This window comes from Auritidibacter sp. NML130574 (genome assembly GCF_003185725.2).
GTDB classification, from domain to species: Bacteria; Actinomycetota; Actinomycetes; order Actinomycetales; family Micrococcaceae; genus Auritidibacter; species Auritidibacter ignavus.
Genome location: NZ_CP031746.1, coordinates 1,946,067 through 1,961,073 on the forward strand (window position 1 = coordinate 1,946,067; position 15,007 = coordinate 1,961,073).

General features: G+C 58.9%; 15 protein-coding genes. 12 read left to right on the forward strand and 3 right to left on the reverse strand.

From position 1 onward, the window contains the following. Positions 1 to 11 precede the first annotated feature (11 nt). Complete coding sequence (locus tag DCC27_RS08815; RefSeq protein ID WP_110110851.1) at positions 12 to 1,394, forward strand: amidase; 1,383 nt, start codon at positions 12 to 14, stop codon at positions 1,392 to 1,394. On the opposite strand, the gene DCC27_RS12105 is transcribed toward DCC27_RS08815, so the two are convergent. Both DCC27_RS12105 and DCC27_RS08820 read right to left on the reverse strand, forming a co-directional pair. Then, positions 1,310 to 1,711, reverse strand: coding sequence for a hypothetical protein (locus DCC27_RS12105; RefSeq protein ID WP_148707528.1), 402 nt, complete (start codon positions 1,709 to 1,711; stop codon positions 1,310 to 1,312). The genes DCC27_RS08815 and DCC27_RS12105 overlap by 85 nt on opposite strands. A gap of 2 nt (positions 1,712 to 1,713) precedes the next feature. Further along, a complete protein-coding gene (locus DCC27_RS08820) occupies positions 1,714 to 3,108 on the reverse strand; it encodes an aldehyde dehydrogenase family protein (RefSeq protein WP_246840076.1) in 1,395 nt (464 codons plus the stop codon). 224 nt (positions 3,109 to 3,332) lie between these two features. Here DCC27_RS08820 and DCC27_RS08825 point away from each other — a divergent pair, with 224 nt between their 5' ends. The 11 genes from DCC27_RS08825 to DCC27_RS08875 all read left to right on the forward strand — a co-directional run bounded on the left by DCC27_RS08825 (position 3,333) and on the right by DCC27_RS08875 (position 14,169). After that, positions 3,333 to 4,568 (forward strand): ABC transporter substrate-binding protein, encoded by a 1,236-nt coding sequence (locus DCC27_RS08825; protein WP_168186110.1) that lies wholly within the window; start codon positions 3,333 to 3,335, stop codon positions 4,566 to 4,568. Between the two features lie 37 nt (positions 4,569 to 4,605). After that, on the forward strand, positions 4,606 to 5,472 hold the full coding sequence (locus DCC27_RS08830; protein ID WP_110101610.1) for a branched-chain amino acid ABC transporter permease: 867 nt from the start codon (positions 4,606 to 4,608) through the stop codon (positions 5,470 to 5,472). Beyond that, positions 5,469 to 6,488, forward strand: coding sequence for a branched-chain amino acid ABC transporter permease (locus DCC27_RS08835; RefSeq protein ID WP_110110854.1), 1,020 nt, complete (start codon positions 5,469 to 5,471; stop codon positions 6,486 to 6,488). Before DCC27_RS08830 ends, DCC27_RS08835 begins: the two co-directional genes overlap by 4 nt. Beyond that, positions 6,482 to 7,282: an ABC transporter ATP-binding protein gene (locus DCC27_RS08840; protein WP_110110855.1), complete on the forward strand. Its 801-nt coding sequence runs from the start codon at positions 6,482 to 6,484 to the stop codon at positions 7,280 to 7,282. Before DCC27_RS08835 ends, DCC27_RS08840 begins: the two co-directional genes overlap by 7 nt. 6 nt (positions 7,283 to 7,288) lie before the next feature. Beyond that, positions 7,289 to 7,996 (forward strand): ABC transporter ATP-binding protein, encoded by a 708-nt coding sequence (locus DCC27_RS08845; protein ID WP_110099248.1) that lies wholly within the window; start codon positions 7,289 to 7,291, stop codon positions 7,994 to 7,996. 53 nt (positions 7,997 to 8,049) lie between these two features. Further along, a complete protein-coding gene (locus tag DCC27_RS08850; protein ID WP_148707529.1) occupies positions 8,050 to 8,922 on the forward strand; it encodes a hypothetical protein in 873 nt (290 codons plus the stop codon). A gap of 106 nt (positions 8,923 to 9,028) precedes the next feature. After that, on the forward strand, positions 9,029 to 10,033 hold the full coding sequence (locus DCC27_RS08855) for an NADP-dependent oxidoreductase (protein WP_210403466.1): 1,005 nt from the start codon (positions 9,029 to 9,031) through the stop codon (positions 10,031 to 10,033). A 24-nt stretch (positions 10,034 to 10,057) separates the two neighbouring features. Then, a complete protein-coding gene (locus tag DCC27_RS08860) occupies positions 10,058 to 11,263 on the forward strand; it encodes an acetyl-CoA C-acyltransferase (protein WP_110099246.1) in 1,206 nt (401 codons plus the stop codon). Continuing rightward, positions 11,260 to 12,078: an enoyl-CoA hydratase-related protein gene (locus DCC27_RS08865; protein WP_110099245.1), complete on the forward strand. Its 819-nt coding sequence runs from the start codon at positions 11,260 to 11,262 to the stop codon at positions 12,076 to 12,078. The genes DCC27_RS08860 and DCC27_RS08865 overlap by 4 nt, the downstream gene beginning before the upstream one ends. After that, positions 12,078 to 12,917, forward strand: coding sequence for an SDR family oxidoreductase (locus DCC27_RS08870; protein ID WP_110110857.1), 840 nt, complete (start codon positions 12,078 to 12,080; stop codon positions 12,915 to 12,917). The genes DCC27_RS08865 and DCC27_RS08870 overlap by 1 nt, the downstream gene beginning before the upstream one ends. Before the next feature lie 22 nt (positions 12,918 to 12,939). Further along, positions 12,940 to 14,169: an acyl-CoA dehydrogenase family protein gene (locus DCC27_RS08875; protein WP_110099243.1), complete on the forward strand. Its 1,230-nt coding sequence runs from the start codon at positions 12,940 to 12,942 to the stop codon at positions 14,167 to 14,169. Positions 14,170 to 14,317: 148 nt separating this feature from the next. Here the strand turns inward: DCC27_RS08875 and DCC27_RS08880 are convergent, their stop codons facing one another. Next, the gene (locus tag DCC27_RS08880; protein ID WP_110099242.1) at positions 14,318 to 14,947 is read right to left on the reverse strand and encodes a TetR/AcrR family transcriptional regulator; all 630 of its coding nucleotides are present in this window, start codon (positions 14,945 to 14,947) and stop codon (positions 14,318 to 14,320) included. Positions 14,948 to 15,007 lie beyond the last annotated feature (60 nt).

Here is a 15,007-nt window from a genome sequence, read left to right on the forward strand (position 1 = left end):
CAGTAAGAGTCATGAACCATCTTTCCGCCGTGGAACTTCGCGATCAGTTGAGCGCATCAGCCGTCAGCGCCACCGAGGTGACCAAGTACTACCTGGAACAGATTCGCTCCCGCCCCGAACTGGGCGCGTTGAGCCACGTGAATGAAGACCTAGCCCGTGAGCGTGCGGCCGTCCTCGACGAGCTACCGGTCGATCACCGCGCCGCCCTGCACGGGATCCCAACTGCCTTCAAGGACCTGGTGCGCGTGGCCGGAATGCCCACCCGGTTTGGCTCCCGGATCTTTGCCGATGCCGTGCCTGAACCCAGCAATGACCCCTCAGCGGAACTACTGACCGAAGCTGGCACCGTGCAAGTGGGCAAAACCACCGTCCCGGAGTTCGGGCTCTCGACGTATTCGGAGAATCTGATCGATCCCCCGGCGCGTAACCCTCGCGATATGGAAACCACCCCGACCGGATCCTCTGGCGGGGCCGCCGCTGCGGTGGCTGCCGGACTGTTGCCCCTGGCCCCCGGGACCGACGGCGGTGGTTCGATCCGCATCCCGGCCGCGGCCACCGGACTGGTCGGCCTGAAGCCCGGCCGTGGCACACTCAGCTGCGATGATCAGCGCGAGACGGTTACCAATCTCAGTGTCACCGGCCCGCTGGCACGTACCGCCGCCGATGCGGCACTACTGATGGACGCGTTCATGGATCCCACCTCCGTAGCACCGGGCCGGTACTTGCACGCCGTCCAGCAGGGTGCTGAAGGCCTAGCCCCGATGACGATCGGCGTGACGACAGCCTCCCCCTTCCACCCGGATCTGCAGATCTCCTTGGCCCGAGGCGCGGTCGAAGCCCTGACCCAAGCGGCCAGCATGCTCACCCAAGATGAGCACCTGGTCACCGAGCTGGATCTGATTTACTTTCCGGGCTACCACGAGAACTTCCAGATTGTGTGGACCTCCGGGCTACACCGGGCGCCGATGCCCACCACCGAAGGCCTGGACGATTTGGCCGAGTACTTCTTAACCAGTACCGCCAACCTCAGCGCCGACCACGTTGCCGAGGCCGAAGGCAACCTGACCCAGTGGGCTCAGGACACCCGGGCTGAACTAGGACAAACCGATATTGTGCTCACCCCGGTGTTGGCCTTCCAGCCACCGAAAATTGGCGCTTTCCGCGAGCTGGACCCGCAGGCCAACTACGACTATCAGTGCCGGTTTACGCCCTATACCTCGATGATCAACGTCATGGGGCTGCCGGCCATTTCTATTCCGGTCACTGACCAGTGGTCTGTCCAGGCCATTGGTCGGCCCGGAACCGAAGCTCAGCTTTTGGCCCTGGCTGCCAGGATGGAGGTGCTCAACCCGAGCAACGCCACCAAGAATAAGCAACCCGACGAGGAACGTTGATCACCCCGGTGGGCTGAGGACCGATCTGCCTCCGTCTCCGTCTCCGAGCCCTGTGTCGGGGTATTGGCAATCACCGGATAATCCCCGGCCAGGGTTTCCTGCGGTGAACCATCACCCCACGGACCGGCCAGTGGTTGCTCCGCGTACGGGTTATCACCGAACGGGCTGGGCGTTTCCGTTATCTCGTCGTGAGCCTCACCCCGCCTCGGCAGGCCCCGTTCGGCGGGCTGAGTCGGATCGTCGAGCCATTCGTTCGGCTCGGCGTCATGATCCTCCGGCTCTTCCGGTTGCTGGGAGGGGTACCACGACTTCGCCATGACTACAGCACCCGCTTGGTGAGCTGTTTCTTCGCCCACCCGTAAGGCGGGTAGACCGCCTTGAGGGTATCGAGCTGATCGGTCTTGGACACCTCAGCCCGAAAATGGGTGAAGGTATCGAAACCGTATTTGCCGTGATAATTACCGATCCCCGAAGGACCCACACCGCCAAAAGGCAACCCCGGCACCGAGATCTGCAACAACGGTGCATCAAAACCCATCGACCCAGCAACCACCCGCTCTTCAAATTCCCGACGCACCCGAGCCCGGTCGGTGAACAGATAGGCCGCCAACGGATGCGGACGCTCACCAATGAATGCCATAGCCTCATCGATATCCTTCACCGTCACAATGGGCAGAATCGGACCGAAGATCTCCTCGGCCATCACCGCGGTGTCCGGTGCAACGCGAGAGATCACCGTCGGCGCCAGATAACGCTCCTCGATCGCATATCCACCCCCGGTAATCAGTTCCGCTCCCGCATCGAGAGTCTGCTGTAACATCTCAACCAATCGCTGAGTGTGTTCTGCAGAGATCAGACGACCATAATCCAACGAACTTTCCGGGCTGGACTCATAAAACTCGTCGATAACGTCAGGCAGTTCCGCTTCCAGCTTGTCCCGCATCTGATCACCCACAGCCAGCACATAGTCCGGAGCCACACAGGTTTGACCGGCATTGACGAACTTCCCCCAAGCCAGCCGTTTAGCAATGGTCGCCACCGGACCGTCGGAGACCACCGCCGGAGATTTACCACCCAGCTCCAGAGTCACCGGAGTTAGCTGTTGAGCGGCCGCCTCGTAGACGATCCGTCCCACGCGCTCACCACCGGTATAAAAAATATGATCCCATTTCTCTGCCAACAGTGCCTGCACCACCTCGGCGCCACCCTGCACAACCGCCACCGCGGAAGGATCCAAGTATTCGGGAATCAACCGGGCCAGCACGTCCGCGGTCGCCGGGGCCTTTTCGGAGGGCTTGAGCACCGCCGTGTTACCGGCCGAGACCGCGGCCACCAGGGGTGCCAACACGAGCTGGACGGGGTAGTTCCAGGGACCAATAATCAGCACCTGTCCCTTGGGCCGCGGTCGAATCGTGCCGGTGGCCGGTTGATACGCCAGCGGCATCCGCACCGATTCTGGCTCCATCCAGTCACTGACGTGCAGAATTGCGTGGTCGACCTCATTTTTGATCACCGAAATCTCGGTCACCGTGGATTCAAAGGGCGCTTTGCCCAGATCGTGATACAGGGCTTGTTGCAGCTCCTGAGTGTGGTCGCGCACCAACGCTTTGATGCCTTTGAGCTGATCCAACCGGAACCGTCGACTATAGGCACGGCGAGAAGCAGTCACCTCTCGCATCTGACCCACCAGGGCCTGAACTTCCGAAACCTTCATGGCGCCCATCCTATCCATTAACCCTGTGAGATGACCGGAATCGGTGGAGAAATCGTTGAGTCACAACCGGTCACGACACATCGTCATGATTGTGATTGACATCACAGAAGCGGTCTGGGTACGATCTTCTTTAACTTGACATCAAGTTCATGTTTATGACGTCATTCACGTGCGGCGTGACTGACGTCGGCCTCCATCCACTCTCACGAACAGGGTTATCAGCGATGTCACTCTTCACGAATTCACAAAAGCGTCTTTCTCCTCGTCGATTCAGCACCAAACTGAAATTCTTTGGTTTCACCGCGGCGACCGCAATTGCCTTGACCGCATGTGGCGGAGAAGGCGATGGCTCAGAGACCATCGTCATCGGTTACTCAGGCCCACTGTCCGGCGGTGCGGCGCTGTATGGTGAAAATGTTCAAGCCGGTCTTGAAATGGCTGTTGAGGAACTCAACGAACAAGGTGTCGAAATTGACGGCACCGAATACAGCGTTGAACTGCGCTCTCTGGACGATGAATACTCGCCGGCCACCGCAGCAACCAATGCCCAGCGCCTGGTGGAGCAAGACGGCGCGCCTGTCGTGGTCATTCCGCACGCTGGTGGTATTAACGCAGCCCAGGAGATCAACACCAGCCGTTCCGAGTTTTTGCTCGCTGCCTACAGCTCCGATCCACGGATCACTCAGCAGGACAACGAGCTCACCATGATGATCCCGGTTCCGTTCACGGCCTACGCAGAGCCTTTCACTAAACACTTCATGGATGACGGAGCCGAAACCCTTGGCCTGCTTGCTACCGCCAGTGAATATGGCCAGCAGTGGACCGACATGATCACCGAAACATGGGACGAAAATGGCGGTGAGGTGCTCAGCAACAACAACTTTGACTACGGTTCGGTGACAGACTTCTCCACCAACGTGTCCCAAGCGATTGCTCAGGATCCGGATGTCCTGCTGGTCGGTGGACCGTCTCAGCCCACCGCGCTGGTGATTGAAGAAGCCCGCGAACAGGGTTATGAGGGCGGATTCCTGGTCATGGACCAAGCGAAGATTGAAGAAATGGAAACGTTCACCGACCCGGAGAATTTGCACAATCTACTCGCTGTCAACCCAACCCGTGAATATGACGAGCCCGGAACGGATGCTCTCGTCGACAAGTTTGCCGAGAAGGTCAACGACGAGCGGCCGATCAATGCCGAAGTCGCCCTGAACTACCAGGCTCTGGGCATCATCGTCACCGCCATGGAAGTCTCCGGTAGCACCGACGATCCGACCGCCATCCGGGAAGCGATCCCCGAAGCCCTTGACCAGGTTGACGATGCGTTCCGCGTTCAGGAATTCCCGTCCGATGTCACCCCTGAAGGAATGTCAGTGGCAGGTACTGGCCACGGCATCTACATCAACGAGGACGGCGAATACGAAAACTTTGAACTGGACTGGTCTGTTTACGACAACCAATAAACCGGCGCCCAGACCATCCCATTGAGCAGGAGCTTACATGGAACTTCTCGTCCAACAGCTATTCAACGGGCTAGCAACCGGTGGCGCCTATTGTTTGGCAGCAATCGGCCTCACGCTCGTCTTCGGTGTCTTGAAGATACCTAACCTGGCCCACGGATCCCTCTACATGTTGGGGGCGTACCTGACCTTCTTCTTCATGACCTCGGTCGGTGTGCACTATGTGCTAGCCATTATTTGCGCAGCAATCGTGATGGGACTCGTCGGCGTGGTCCTGGAGCGCATTGTCTTCCACCCACTCAGAGACTCCCCACATACCCATCACATGATCGCTGCCGCCGGCGCGATGTTCTTCTTCACCGCGCTGGTTCAGCAGGTATGGGGCAACGATTTCCACCGGGTGGATTCCCCACTCACGGGACGCCTGACCATTCTCGAGGCTCAAGTGACCTGGCAACGCATCGTTGTCGTACTGGTCGCGGTGGTCGTGATGATTATTCTGACCTGGTTCATCAAGAAAACCGCCGCGGGCCAATCGATTGAAGCCATCGAGCAAGACCGTATCGGCGCCTCTCTGGTGGGGATCAACCCCAACAGAGTGTCGATGATGACCTTCGCACTGGCCGGTGTGCTGGTCGCCATCGCCGGTGGCCTCATGGCCCCGGTCAGCTCGATCTCCCCCTTCATGGGAGAAACCATTATGGTCAAGGTCTTCGCCATCATTATTCTCGGTGGTCTCGGATCGATCCCTGGCGCCATCATCGGAGGCTTCGGCCTCGGCGTGGCCGAAGCCTTATCCACCACCTACATTTCCGCAGCTGCCGGTGAAGTCATCGCCTTCGTGCTCCTGGTGGTTGTCCTGGCTGTGAAACCCACTGGTCTCTTCGCGCATAAGGGGGCACGATGAAACTGACACTACAAGGAATAGGCATGATCGCCGTGGCGGTCGCATTACTCTTCGCGCCCCTGGCACTCACCGAGAACCAATACCTTCTCCGCGTCCTTACTCAGGCGCTGTGTTATGCCACCGCCGTCTACGGTCTCAACATCATCTTGGGTTATACCGGGCAGTTGTCTCTGGCCCAGGCAGGTTTCTTCGGGATCGGCGTGTACACGGTGGCTCTACTGACCGCCGAGCACGATTGGCCCTTCTGGGGTGCATTCTTTGTCGGAATGATCCTCACTACCGTTGTTGGATTTATCGCCGGGCTCTTCGCGTTGCGTACCCGTGAGGCGTATTTCGCGGTCTTTACGATGGCGCTCGGATTGATCATTTACATGGTCCTGTCCCGCTGGACCAGCGTCACCGGCGGCTACGACGGCGTCCGCGGGATCAAGTTCCCAGAGAATATTGGGCCCATCGATTTCTCTGAACCGATCGTGTTCTACTTCTTAATGGTACTCGTGGTGGCATTCTGCGTTTACCTGACCTATACGCTGAAAACCTCGAATGTCGGCCGCACGCTCTTGGCTATCCGCACCTCTGAAGATCTGGCCAGCTCCATCGGCATCAACGTTGGGCTCAATAAGCAACTGGCATTCACCGCCTCAGCCGGCCTGGCCGGCACCGCGGGCGGTCTGTTCGCCAGTGCTCAGGGCTTTATCGAGCCCGAGGTAGCCCATATCGACCTAACCTTCGAACTCTTGATGTTCCTGCTCGTGGGTGGCATGGCCACCGTGATGGGGCCGTTGATCGGCACATTGCTCGTCATGGCGCTGTTCGAGCTCTTCCAGGACTTCCAGTCCTACCGTTTCCTCTTCCTTGGCCCGATCATCATCGCGCTGATCATCTTCATGCCGCAAGGACTCATCGGCAAGCTCAATGAACTCATCGCGCGTCGCCGACGGCGCAAGACCACCTCAGCGCCCCAACAATCACAGACGACAGAACATACGGAGAAGGAGAGTGTCTCCTCATGCTGATGGAAGTACGCGGCCTAACAAAAACCTTCGGGGGGATCCACGCTGTGGAGGGCGTTGATTTCGAAATCCACGAGGGCGAGATCACCGCGATCATCGGACCGAACGGGGCCGGGAAGTCCACTGTCTTCAATCTGCTGTGTGGGTTTCACAAGCCCAGCGGCGGGAAGGTGATGTTCCGGGGAAACGATATTACGGGCAACAAACCCCATGCGACCTCCAAGGCCGGCATCGCCCGCACATTCCAGACCACGAAACTCTTCGAGCACAACACCATCGTTGAGAATGTGTTGGCGGGATGTGCTGCCCAAACCTCCTCCACATTATTGGGGGCCGTGCTGAGGACACCTCGATTCCGGCGTGAAGAGCGGGAAAGTATGGAGAAAACTCTCGAGCTTCTCGACTTCGTGTCCATTTCCGATTACAAGGATGAGATCGCTGGGAATGCTCCGCAAGAAGTTCAAAAGCGAGCAGCCGTCGCGCTGGCTTTAGCGACAAATCCGTCGCTTCTGCTTCTTGACGAGCCTGCTGCCGGCATCACTGAAGAAGAAACCACACGTTTCGGTGAGCTGATTCGCAAAATCTCCTCCAGTGGTATCACGGTGGCGCTTGTTGAGCACAAAATGTCGTTGATTATGAGTCTGGCCGACCGAATCCTCGTCTTAGAACGAGGTCGCAGAATTGCCTGGGGTACGCCCGATGACGTGCGCAATGACCCTCAAGTCATCGCAGCCTATCTCGGGACAGATTCGTCGGATACCTCAACCACCGTAGACACACCAAGCACCGAGGGCTAAAACATCATGCTAGAAATCAACAACATTCATGTCGCCTATGATTCGGTCGATGTCTTACACGATGTGAGCCTGAGAGCGGAGCAAGGGCAACTCACCCTGGTCTTAGGGGCGAACGGGTCGGGAAAATCCACCTTGTTCCGGACGATCTCGGGGCTAATCCGCCCCCACACCGGTAGCATCGAATTTCTTGGAGATTCCATTGTCTCGCTGAGTTCGAATCGTATTGTGCGCACCGGGATCGCTCAATCGCCGGAGGGGCGGCATCTGTTCCCGATGCTGTCGGTAATGAAGAACCTTAGTCTGGGCAATTATGTGTTGCGTAGCAAGAAGGCCGAGTACGACGAGCTCCTCGACCGGGTATTCCAGCTCTTTCCCATCCTGAAGGAAAAGAGGAACCAAACGGCCGGTTCTCTCTCCGGTGGTCAGCAACAGATGGTCGCTATTGGCCGGGCTTTGATGTCCAACCCCAAGTTGCTCATTTTGGACGAGCCCTCCATTGGTTTGGCGCCACTGGTCACCGAGCAAGTCTTCGAGGCGGTGACGGAGATTAACAAGTCCGGGACCGGGGTGCTTCTGGCCGAACAGAACGCCCGATTGGCCTTGAAGATTGCTACCTATGGGTATGTTCTTGCCGAAGGTCGCGTCGTACTGTCAGGTCCTGCCCACGATCTGCGCGACGACCCGGAGGTTCAGAAGGCGTACTTGGGCCTGTGAGCCACCCGTGCCCTCACTCACCGTGACCCCGGCACGGTATAAACTGATGAACTATGGCAAAACGATCAAAAGTAGTGGTCATGATCTTCGCGGTCGCACTATTTTTGGTTGGCATTTTCGTCGCCTACCAGTTCATCCGGGGACTCATTCAACCTCTAGATACCCTGCGTGATCCCTTCCCCGATCAACGCCCCAACCCGGCCCCGATCGAAGAAGGAACCCCAGGGCCGATCAATATTTTATTCGTTGCCTCAGCCTCCCGCGACGATACCTCCGAGGCTCTGGAGGAGAACTTGGAGGACCGGGCGCAATCGCTGTTCGTCGTCCACCTGACGAATTCTCGTCGTTATGCCCAAGCGGTGGCTTTCCCACCCCAGCTCAAGGTTCCCGACCAGCCCTTCACCCTTGGCGAAGCCCTAGGTGCCACCGGCGAAGTCTCAACGCTAGTGGCATCCATCGAAACCCTTGTAGATGTTCCGATGGACCACGTCGTGTTGCTCGACCTGAATGCCCTGGCACCTCTGGCCGAAATCACCGGCGGATTTCCCGACCCCGACAGCGAGGACGCCGTGCTTGAACCCGAACAGGTCGGCACTTTAGTAGACGACAGCATCACCGAGCACGGCATGTCCCCGGCACAGACCGAAACGGTGATGACCGGAATGCTCCAGGCCCTGTCCGAATCAGAGGTGCGACGCAATCCCGGAGTCGCCAAAGACGTAGTAGAGCTTATGCAGGAGAACATGGTGGCCGATAACGGCCTGGACTCCTCCGAGCTGCGCACGCTGATGCGTTCCACCTCTGCCTTGGGAAACATCACCTGGTGCCCTTTGGCCACCGGCGATGGGGGTCGGCAGGCCAATGCGCAGAAACTGGTGGAATTACGCGAACGCTTCCGCAACGACACCCTGGCTGAGTGCTCTTAAAAACCGCCTCCGAGGTTCCATACTCCGTCCCAGCCCATAGTTGAATCCGACCTCAAGTTCAGGCTAATCTGTGAGATGTAGACCACAACAGAACGGATTCTTAGCTATGTCGATCACCGCGACGTCAGTCTATTTAGCACAGCGCCCCGAGGGGTTGCCTGATGAGTCGACCTGGGAGATTCACGAGCACGAACTCCCCACCGATCTCAACGAGTCAGAAATTCTGGTCAAGGTCAATTATCTCTCCTTGGATCCAGCGATGCGTGGCTGGCTGAACGATGTGCGTTCCTATGTTCCCCCCGTACAGATCGGGGAGATCATGCGCGCGTTGGGCACCGGTGAAGTTCTCGAGTCCAATAGCCCCAACTTCTCCCCCGGCGATCGTGTCCAGGGTCTGTTCGGCGTCACCGACTACGCCATCTCCGATGGCCGTGGCGTAACAGGCATTGACCTGGATGTGGCCGCTGAACCCACCTGGTTGGGTGCCCTCGGCATGCCGGGAATGACCGGGTACTTTGGTCTGCTCGATGTCGGAGAACTACAGGATGGCGACACCGTGCTGATCTCAGCAGCAGCCGGCGCCGTCGGCTCGGTGGCCGGCCAATTGGCCAAAGCCCGCGGGTGTCGGGTGATCGGTATTGCCGGTGGCGAAGAGAAATGTGCCTGGTTGACAGAAATCGGGTTCGACGAAGCCATCAACTACAAGAACGAAAAAGTTCTGTCCCGACTCAGGGAGGTCGCGCCCGATGGCATCAACGTGTTCTTCGATAATGTCGGCGGCACGATCCTGGATGCTGGTCTCGCCAATCTCGCCCGCGGTGCCCGCGTGGTGATCTGTGGCGCCATCTCCACGTATAACGACCCCACTCTCGCCCCGGGACCCAGCCGGTACATGTCGCTGCTGGTCTTCCGTGCACGTATGCAGGGCTTCGTGGTCTTTGACTACCGTGATCGCTACCCCGAGGCGGTCGAAGCGATTGCGGCCCACATCTCCAATGGTTCCCTGGTTGCCCGCGAAACCGTCGTCGGCGGTGGCGTACGGGGCTTCCCCGAAGCTTTGTTGGACCTATTCCAGGGCGTCAACACCGGAAAACTCGTTCTCGAAATCTAATTCTGCGCAGAAAGGCAGCACATCATGACAGAAGCGGTTATTGTTTCCACCGCCAGGACTCCTATTGGTCGAGCCTATAAGGGTGCATTCAACGACACCCAGGGCCAGGAACTAGCCGGCCACGCGATCGCGGAGGCGGTCAAGCGTGCCGGCATTTCACCCGAAGAGATTGACGATGTCGTCTTCGGTTGCGCGCTCCAGCAAGGCTCCACCGGCAACAACATCGCCCGCCAGGCTGCTCTGCGCGCCGGCCTGCCGAACACGGTAGCCGGCATGAGCGTCGACCGGCAGTGCGCCTCCGGCCTGATGGCCATTGCCACCGCAGCCAAGGAAATCATCGTCGATGGGTTCGACGTGGCCGTCGGTGGTGGCGTGGAGTCCATCTCACTGGTCCAGAACCAGCAGATGAATACCTACCGTGCCGAGGACCCGTGGCTGGTCGACAACGTGCCCGATACGTACATGCCCATGCTACACACTGCGGAGGTGGTGGCTGAACGCTACGGCGTAACCCGTGCCCAGCAGGATGAGTACGCACTGAGTTCCCAGGAGCGCACCGCCGCCGCCCAGGCGGCCGGTCGCCTCGATGACGAAATCGTGCCGCTACCCTCGACCAAATTGGTCCTCAATAAAGAGACCGGCGAAACCTCTACCGAAGAGGTTGAGCTTACCAAGGATGAGGGTAACCGTCCGTCCACCACACTCGAGACCCTGCAGGGTCTGAATCCGGTGCTACCCGATGGCACTGTCACCCAGCACTCCACCATTACCGCCGGTAACGCCTCGCAACTGTCCGACGGCGCCTCCGCCTCGGTACTGGTCAGCGATAAGGTCGCTAAAGAACGTGGCCTGACTCCCTTGGGCACCTACCGTGGCATCGCCGTGGCCGGTTGCAAGCCTGATGAAATGGGTATTGGCCCGGTCTTCGCGATCCCGAAGTTGCTCAAACAGCACAACCTGGATCTCAACGACATTGGCCTGTGGGAACTGAACGAAGCCTTCGCTTCTCAGGCCGTGTACTGTCGGGACAAGCTGGGCATCGACCCCGAGAAATACAACGTCAACGGTGGCGGTATCTCTATTGGTCACCCCTACGGCATGACGGGGGCTCGTCTGGTCGGTCACGCTCTGTTGGAAGGTCGCCGTCGCGGTGTGCAGTACGTCGTGGTGACCATGTGTATCGGTGGTGGCATGGGTGCTGCTGGACTGTTCGAGGTGAACAACGCATGAGTCAAGAAGTACTGACCGACATTCGCGACGGAGTCGGCATCATCACCCTGAACCGACCGGAACGTCGCAACGCCCTGAACCACGCTATGCTCACGGGGCTGGCCGATGCCCTGGAGGCCTTCGCAACCGACGATAGCGTCGGCGCGGTGGTGCTGACGGGCGCCGGTGGTGCCTTCTGCTCCGGTGGCGATGTGCAAGGTTTCGCTGAGCAGGGTGGTGAAGGTGGTGGAGCCACCGAGATCGACGACGAGGCAGCTCAAGCCCAGTTGGAAGCCCAGCGCACCACCACCGGCCGGATCTACTCGTTCCCGAAACCGGTCGTGGCCAGCCTGCCCGGTGCCTTTGCCGGGGCCGGTGCTGGTCTCGCGTTGGCCGCCGATCTGCGAATCGGTAGCGAAAAGACGGTGTTTGCCACCGCGTTCGCCAACGTGGGACTCGGTGGCGACTTCGGTGTGGCGTGGTTGCTCAACCAGCTGGTGGGTCCAGCCAAGGCTCGCGAGTACCTTTTCCTGTCTCCGAAGTTGCGTGGTCAACAGTGCTATGAGGCAGGTCTGATCAACCAGATCGTAGCTCACGAGGTCATCGATGAGTCTGCGATCGCCATCGCCTCGCAACTGGCCTCCAGCTCATCGCCGGCACTGCATGCGATCAAGCAGAACCTGCTGGATGCTCCCACCGTGTCCTTGGATGAAGCCATGCAGGCTGAGGTCTACCGGCACAAAGCCACCGGCCTGACCGCAGAGCACCAACGCGCGGTAGAAGCTTTCGTCACTAAGCAAGCACCGGAATTCAGCACGGGCTGGGTGATGGACTAATGACCACCCCGTTCACCGATCAGGTGGCGATCGTCACCGGCGCGGGTGGCGGCATTGGAGCCGCCCTTGCTCAGGCGTTGTTGGAGGCCGGCGCCCGGGTGTTGCTCACCGATCTAGACCAAACCAAGCTCGATGCTCAAGCCGAGGCACTGGCAACTACCTACCACGACCGTTTTGTCACGGTCGCCGGCAACGCCGCCTCACTGGAGGACATTCGAGGCTTCCGTCGTACCGCACACGAAACCTTCGAGGTCGAAGCCATCGACCTTTATGTTGCCAACGCCGGCATCGCTGGCGCTGCTGGCCTGGAAGTCAGCGACGATGACTGGAATAAGGCCATCGAGATCAATGTGATGGCCCACGTCCGGGCAGCGCAGGTCTTCGTCCCCGACTGGATCGAGCGTGGGAGCGGTCATTTCCTCTCCACTGCCTCGGCGGCCGGTCTGCTGACTCAGATCGGTTCGGCCGTGTATGCGGTCACCAAGCACGCAGCGGTGTCATTTGCGGAGTGGCTGTCGATCACCTACGGACATCAGGGGATCGACGTCTCCTGCCTCTGTCCGCTGGGGGTCAATACCGACCTGCTGATGGACTTGGCCTCCGCCGATGATGCCTCCCGGGCTGCTCACCAATCGGTGACCGCCAGCGCCGAAGTGCTCAGCCCCGAGCAGGTTGCCGAGCATACCCTGGTTGCCCTCGAGCGCAAGGACTTCTTGATCCTGCCGCACGAACAGCTCAAGACCTATATCTCACGCAAAAACAGCGACTACCCACGCTGGATGGAAGGGATGCGCCGGTACCAGGACACCCTCCTTGCAGAAACCACATCAGACTCATAACACCCCACAACAGGAGAACGTCATGGATTTCAGTTTCTCAGATCGTTGTCAGGATTACCGGCAACGACTCCTCGACTTTATGGACGAACACATCTACCCAGCCGAGCCGGTCTTCGAACAACAGATGCACGAATCCGGGGATGACAACTTCCACCCACCGATCATGGAAGAGCTCAAGGCCGAAGCCAAATCCCGCGGTCTGTGGAACCTGTTCCACCCCCACGCCAATGAAGAGTGGGGTAGCCCGGGCCTGTCGAACCTCGACTACGCTCCCCTGGCCGAGATCATGGGCCGGAGCCCGGGCTTGGCTCCCGAGGCCACCAACTGCAATGCTCCCGATACCGGAAACATGGAAGTTCTGGAGCTGTTCGGAACTGAGGAGCACCGCGAGCGCTGGCTCAAACCGCTGCTGGCTGGCGAGATCGCTTCAGCCTTCTGCATGACCGAGCCCGAGGTGGCCAGCTCCGATGCCACTAATATCCAGCTGCGGATGGAACGCAACGGTGATCACTACATCCTCAACGGCCGTAAGTGGTTCGCATCCAACGCCCTGCACCCGCTATGTCGTGTGCTGATCGTGATGGGTAAGACCGACCCTGAGGCTGATACGCACCGCCAACAGTCGATGATGGTTGTCCCCATCGACGCACCGGGTGTCACCGTAGTCCGCGGTCTGCCGGTCTTCGGCTACATGGATCGTGAGGGTCACGCAGAAGTGACCTTCGAAAACGTCAAGGTTCCCGTAACCGACCTGCTGGCCGGAGAAGGCGACGGCTTCAAGATCAGCCAGGCCCGCTTGGGCCCGGGACGCATCCATCACTGTATGCGCACCATCGGTGCCGCCGAGCGTGCCCTAGATCTGATGATCACTCGTGCCCAGAGTCGCGAAACCTTCGGTCAGCCACTTTCCGAGCGGGCCAACATCCAGGACTGGATTGCCGAGTCTCGCATTGAGATCGAAATGAACCGGTTGCTGGTGCTTAAGGCCGCCTGGCTGATGGACACCGTGGGTAACCGTGAGGCGCGCACCGAGATTGCCGCGATCAAGGTGGCCGCCCCGAACATGGCCTTGAAGGTCATCGACCGGGCGATTCAGGTCCATGGTGGTGGCGGTGTCACCAATGACTTCCCGCTGGCCGAGTTCTGGGCTGCTCAGCGCACCCTGCGGTTGGCCGATGGCCCTGATGAGGTCCACAAGCGCACCATTGCTCGCATGGAACTCAAGCGTCTACGCGACACCGTAGCGAAATAATAGCCTGCAGGCAGTCGAGGCCAGAATCAGATCCCGCACCGTGCTGGGATTCTGCTTCTGGCCTCTTGGTTTAACGACATGGGTGCCCTCGATCAGCGCAGACACCAGGGCACCAGAAAAAAGAACGATTCAGAGAGAAAAGAAAAACTTAGTCCTGATCGATGCTGGCGTGATCGATGCTGAGCGCGCCACACCACATGCGAGTGGTGGTCGCCACCAGCTCATCGATGGTGTAGTTCGTAGCGTTCAGAGCAAAGTTGAAGTATGCCAGGCGGGAGACCATCCCAGACAACGCACGAGAGGCAAGAATGGGATCTAGGTTGGCATCAGCAAGTCCGCGTCGCTGTAACTCTTCGATCGAATGGGCATTGCGTTCAATAAAACGCATGCCCCGCTCGTAGCGAAGCTTCATAAAATTCGGATCAACCTGGGCAACTTCTTCCATTAGTCCCATAAGCTTTGCGTTGGACTGGTAAGACTCGAAATAATGGCGGTTGCTGGCTTCAATAACCTCGGCCGGATCGGCACCTTCGGTATCTCCCACCGAGAGGTGCAACATCTCGTTCTTGGCCGTTTCCATCAGAGCCTCGAAGATTTCTTCTTTCGAGGTGAAATACGTATAAAAAGTCCCGGTCGAACAACCGGCTTCGACGGTGATATCGGTCAGCCGTGCATCCAAATAGCCGTCACGTTCGAACACCACCCGCGCTGCCCGCAACAGCGCTGCCCGAGTCTTTTCACCGCGTGCAGTACGTGGCTTTAACGTTGACTCTGGCATCGGTGGCTCCTTGGACTGGGGATGGTGTTCGAACGATGTAGACTTGTGCGACTCTACAAC

What these genes read in the sequence shown, in the direction of transcription:
- DCC27_RS08850 (WP_148707529.1), top strand. Translation starts at nt 8,050, where the DNA reads ATGGCAAAACGATCAAAAGTAGTGGTCATGATCTTCGCGGTCGCACTA.
- DCC27_RS08865 (WP_110099245.1), top strand. Translation starts at nt 11,260, where the DNA reads ATGAGTCAAGAAGTACTGACCGACATTCGCGACGGAGTCGGCATCATC.
- DCC27_RS08830 (WP_110101610.1), top strand. Translation starts at nt 4,606, where the DNA reads ATGGAACTTCTCGTCCAACAGCTATTCAACGGGCTAGCAACCGGTGGC.
- DCC27_RS08860 (WP_110099246.1), top strand. Translation starts at nt 10,058, where the DNA reads ATGACAGAAGCGGTTATTGTTTCCACCGCCAGGACTCCTATTGGTCGA.
- DCC27_RS08820 (WP_246840076.1), bottom strand. Translation starts at nt 3,108, where the DNA reads ATGAAGGTTTCGGAAGTTCAGGCCCTGGTGGGTCAGATGCGAGAGGTG.
- DCC27_RS08855 (WP_210403466.1), top strand. Translation starts at nt 9,029, where the DNA reads ATGTCGATCACCGCGACGTCAGTCTATTTAGCACAGCGCCCCGAGGGG.
- DCC27_RS08880 (WP_110099242.1), bottom strand. Translation starts at nt 14,947, where the DNA reads ATGCCAGAGTCAACGTTAAAGCCACGTACTGCACGCGGTGAAAAGACT.
- DCC27_RS08835 (WP_110110854.1), top strand. Translation starts at nt 5,469, where the DNA reads ATGAAACTGACACTACAAGGAATAGGCATGATCGCCGTGGCGGTCGCA.
- DCC27_RS08845 (WP_110099248.1), top strand. Translation starts at nt 7,289, where the DNA reads ATGCTAGAAATCAACAACATTCATGTCGCCTATGATTCGGTCGATGTC.
- DCC27_RS08825 (WP_168186110.1), top strand. Translation starts at nt 3,333, where the DNA reads ATGTCACTCTTCACGAATTCACAAAAGCGTCTTTCTCCTCGTCGATTC.
- DCC27_RS12105 (WP_148707528.1), bottom strand. Translation starts at nt 1,711, where the DNA reads ATGGCGAAGTCGTGGTACCCCTCCCAGCAACCGGAAGAGCCGGAGGAT.
- DCC27_RS08840 (WP_110110855.1), top strand. Translation starts at nt 6,482, where the DNA reads ATGCTGATGGAAGTACGCGGCCTAACAAAAACCTTCGGGGGGATCCAC.
- DCC27_RS08875 (WP_110099243.1), top strand. Translation starts at nt 12,940, where the DNA reads ATGGATTTCAGTTTCTCAGATCGTTGTCAGGATTACCGGCAACGACTC.
- DCC27_RS08870 (WP_110110857.1), top strand. Translation starts at nt 12,078, where the DNA reads ATGACCACCCCGTTCACCGATCAGGTGGCGATCGTCACCGGCGCGGGT.
- DCC27_RS08815 (WP_110110851.1), top strand. Translation starts at nt 12, where the DNA reads ATGAACCATCTTTCCGCCGTGGAACTTCGCGATCAGTTGAGCGCATCA.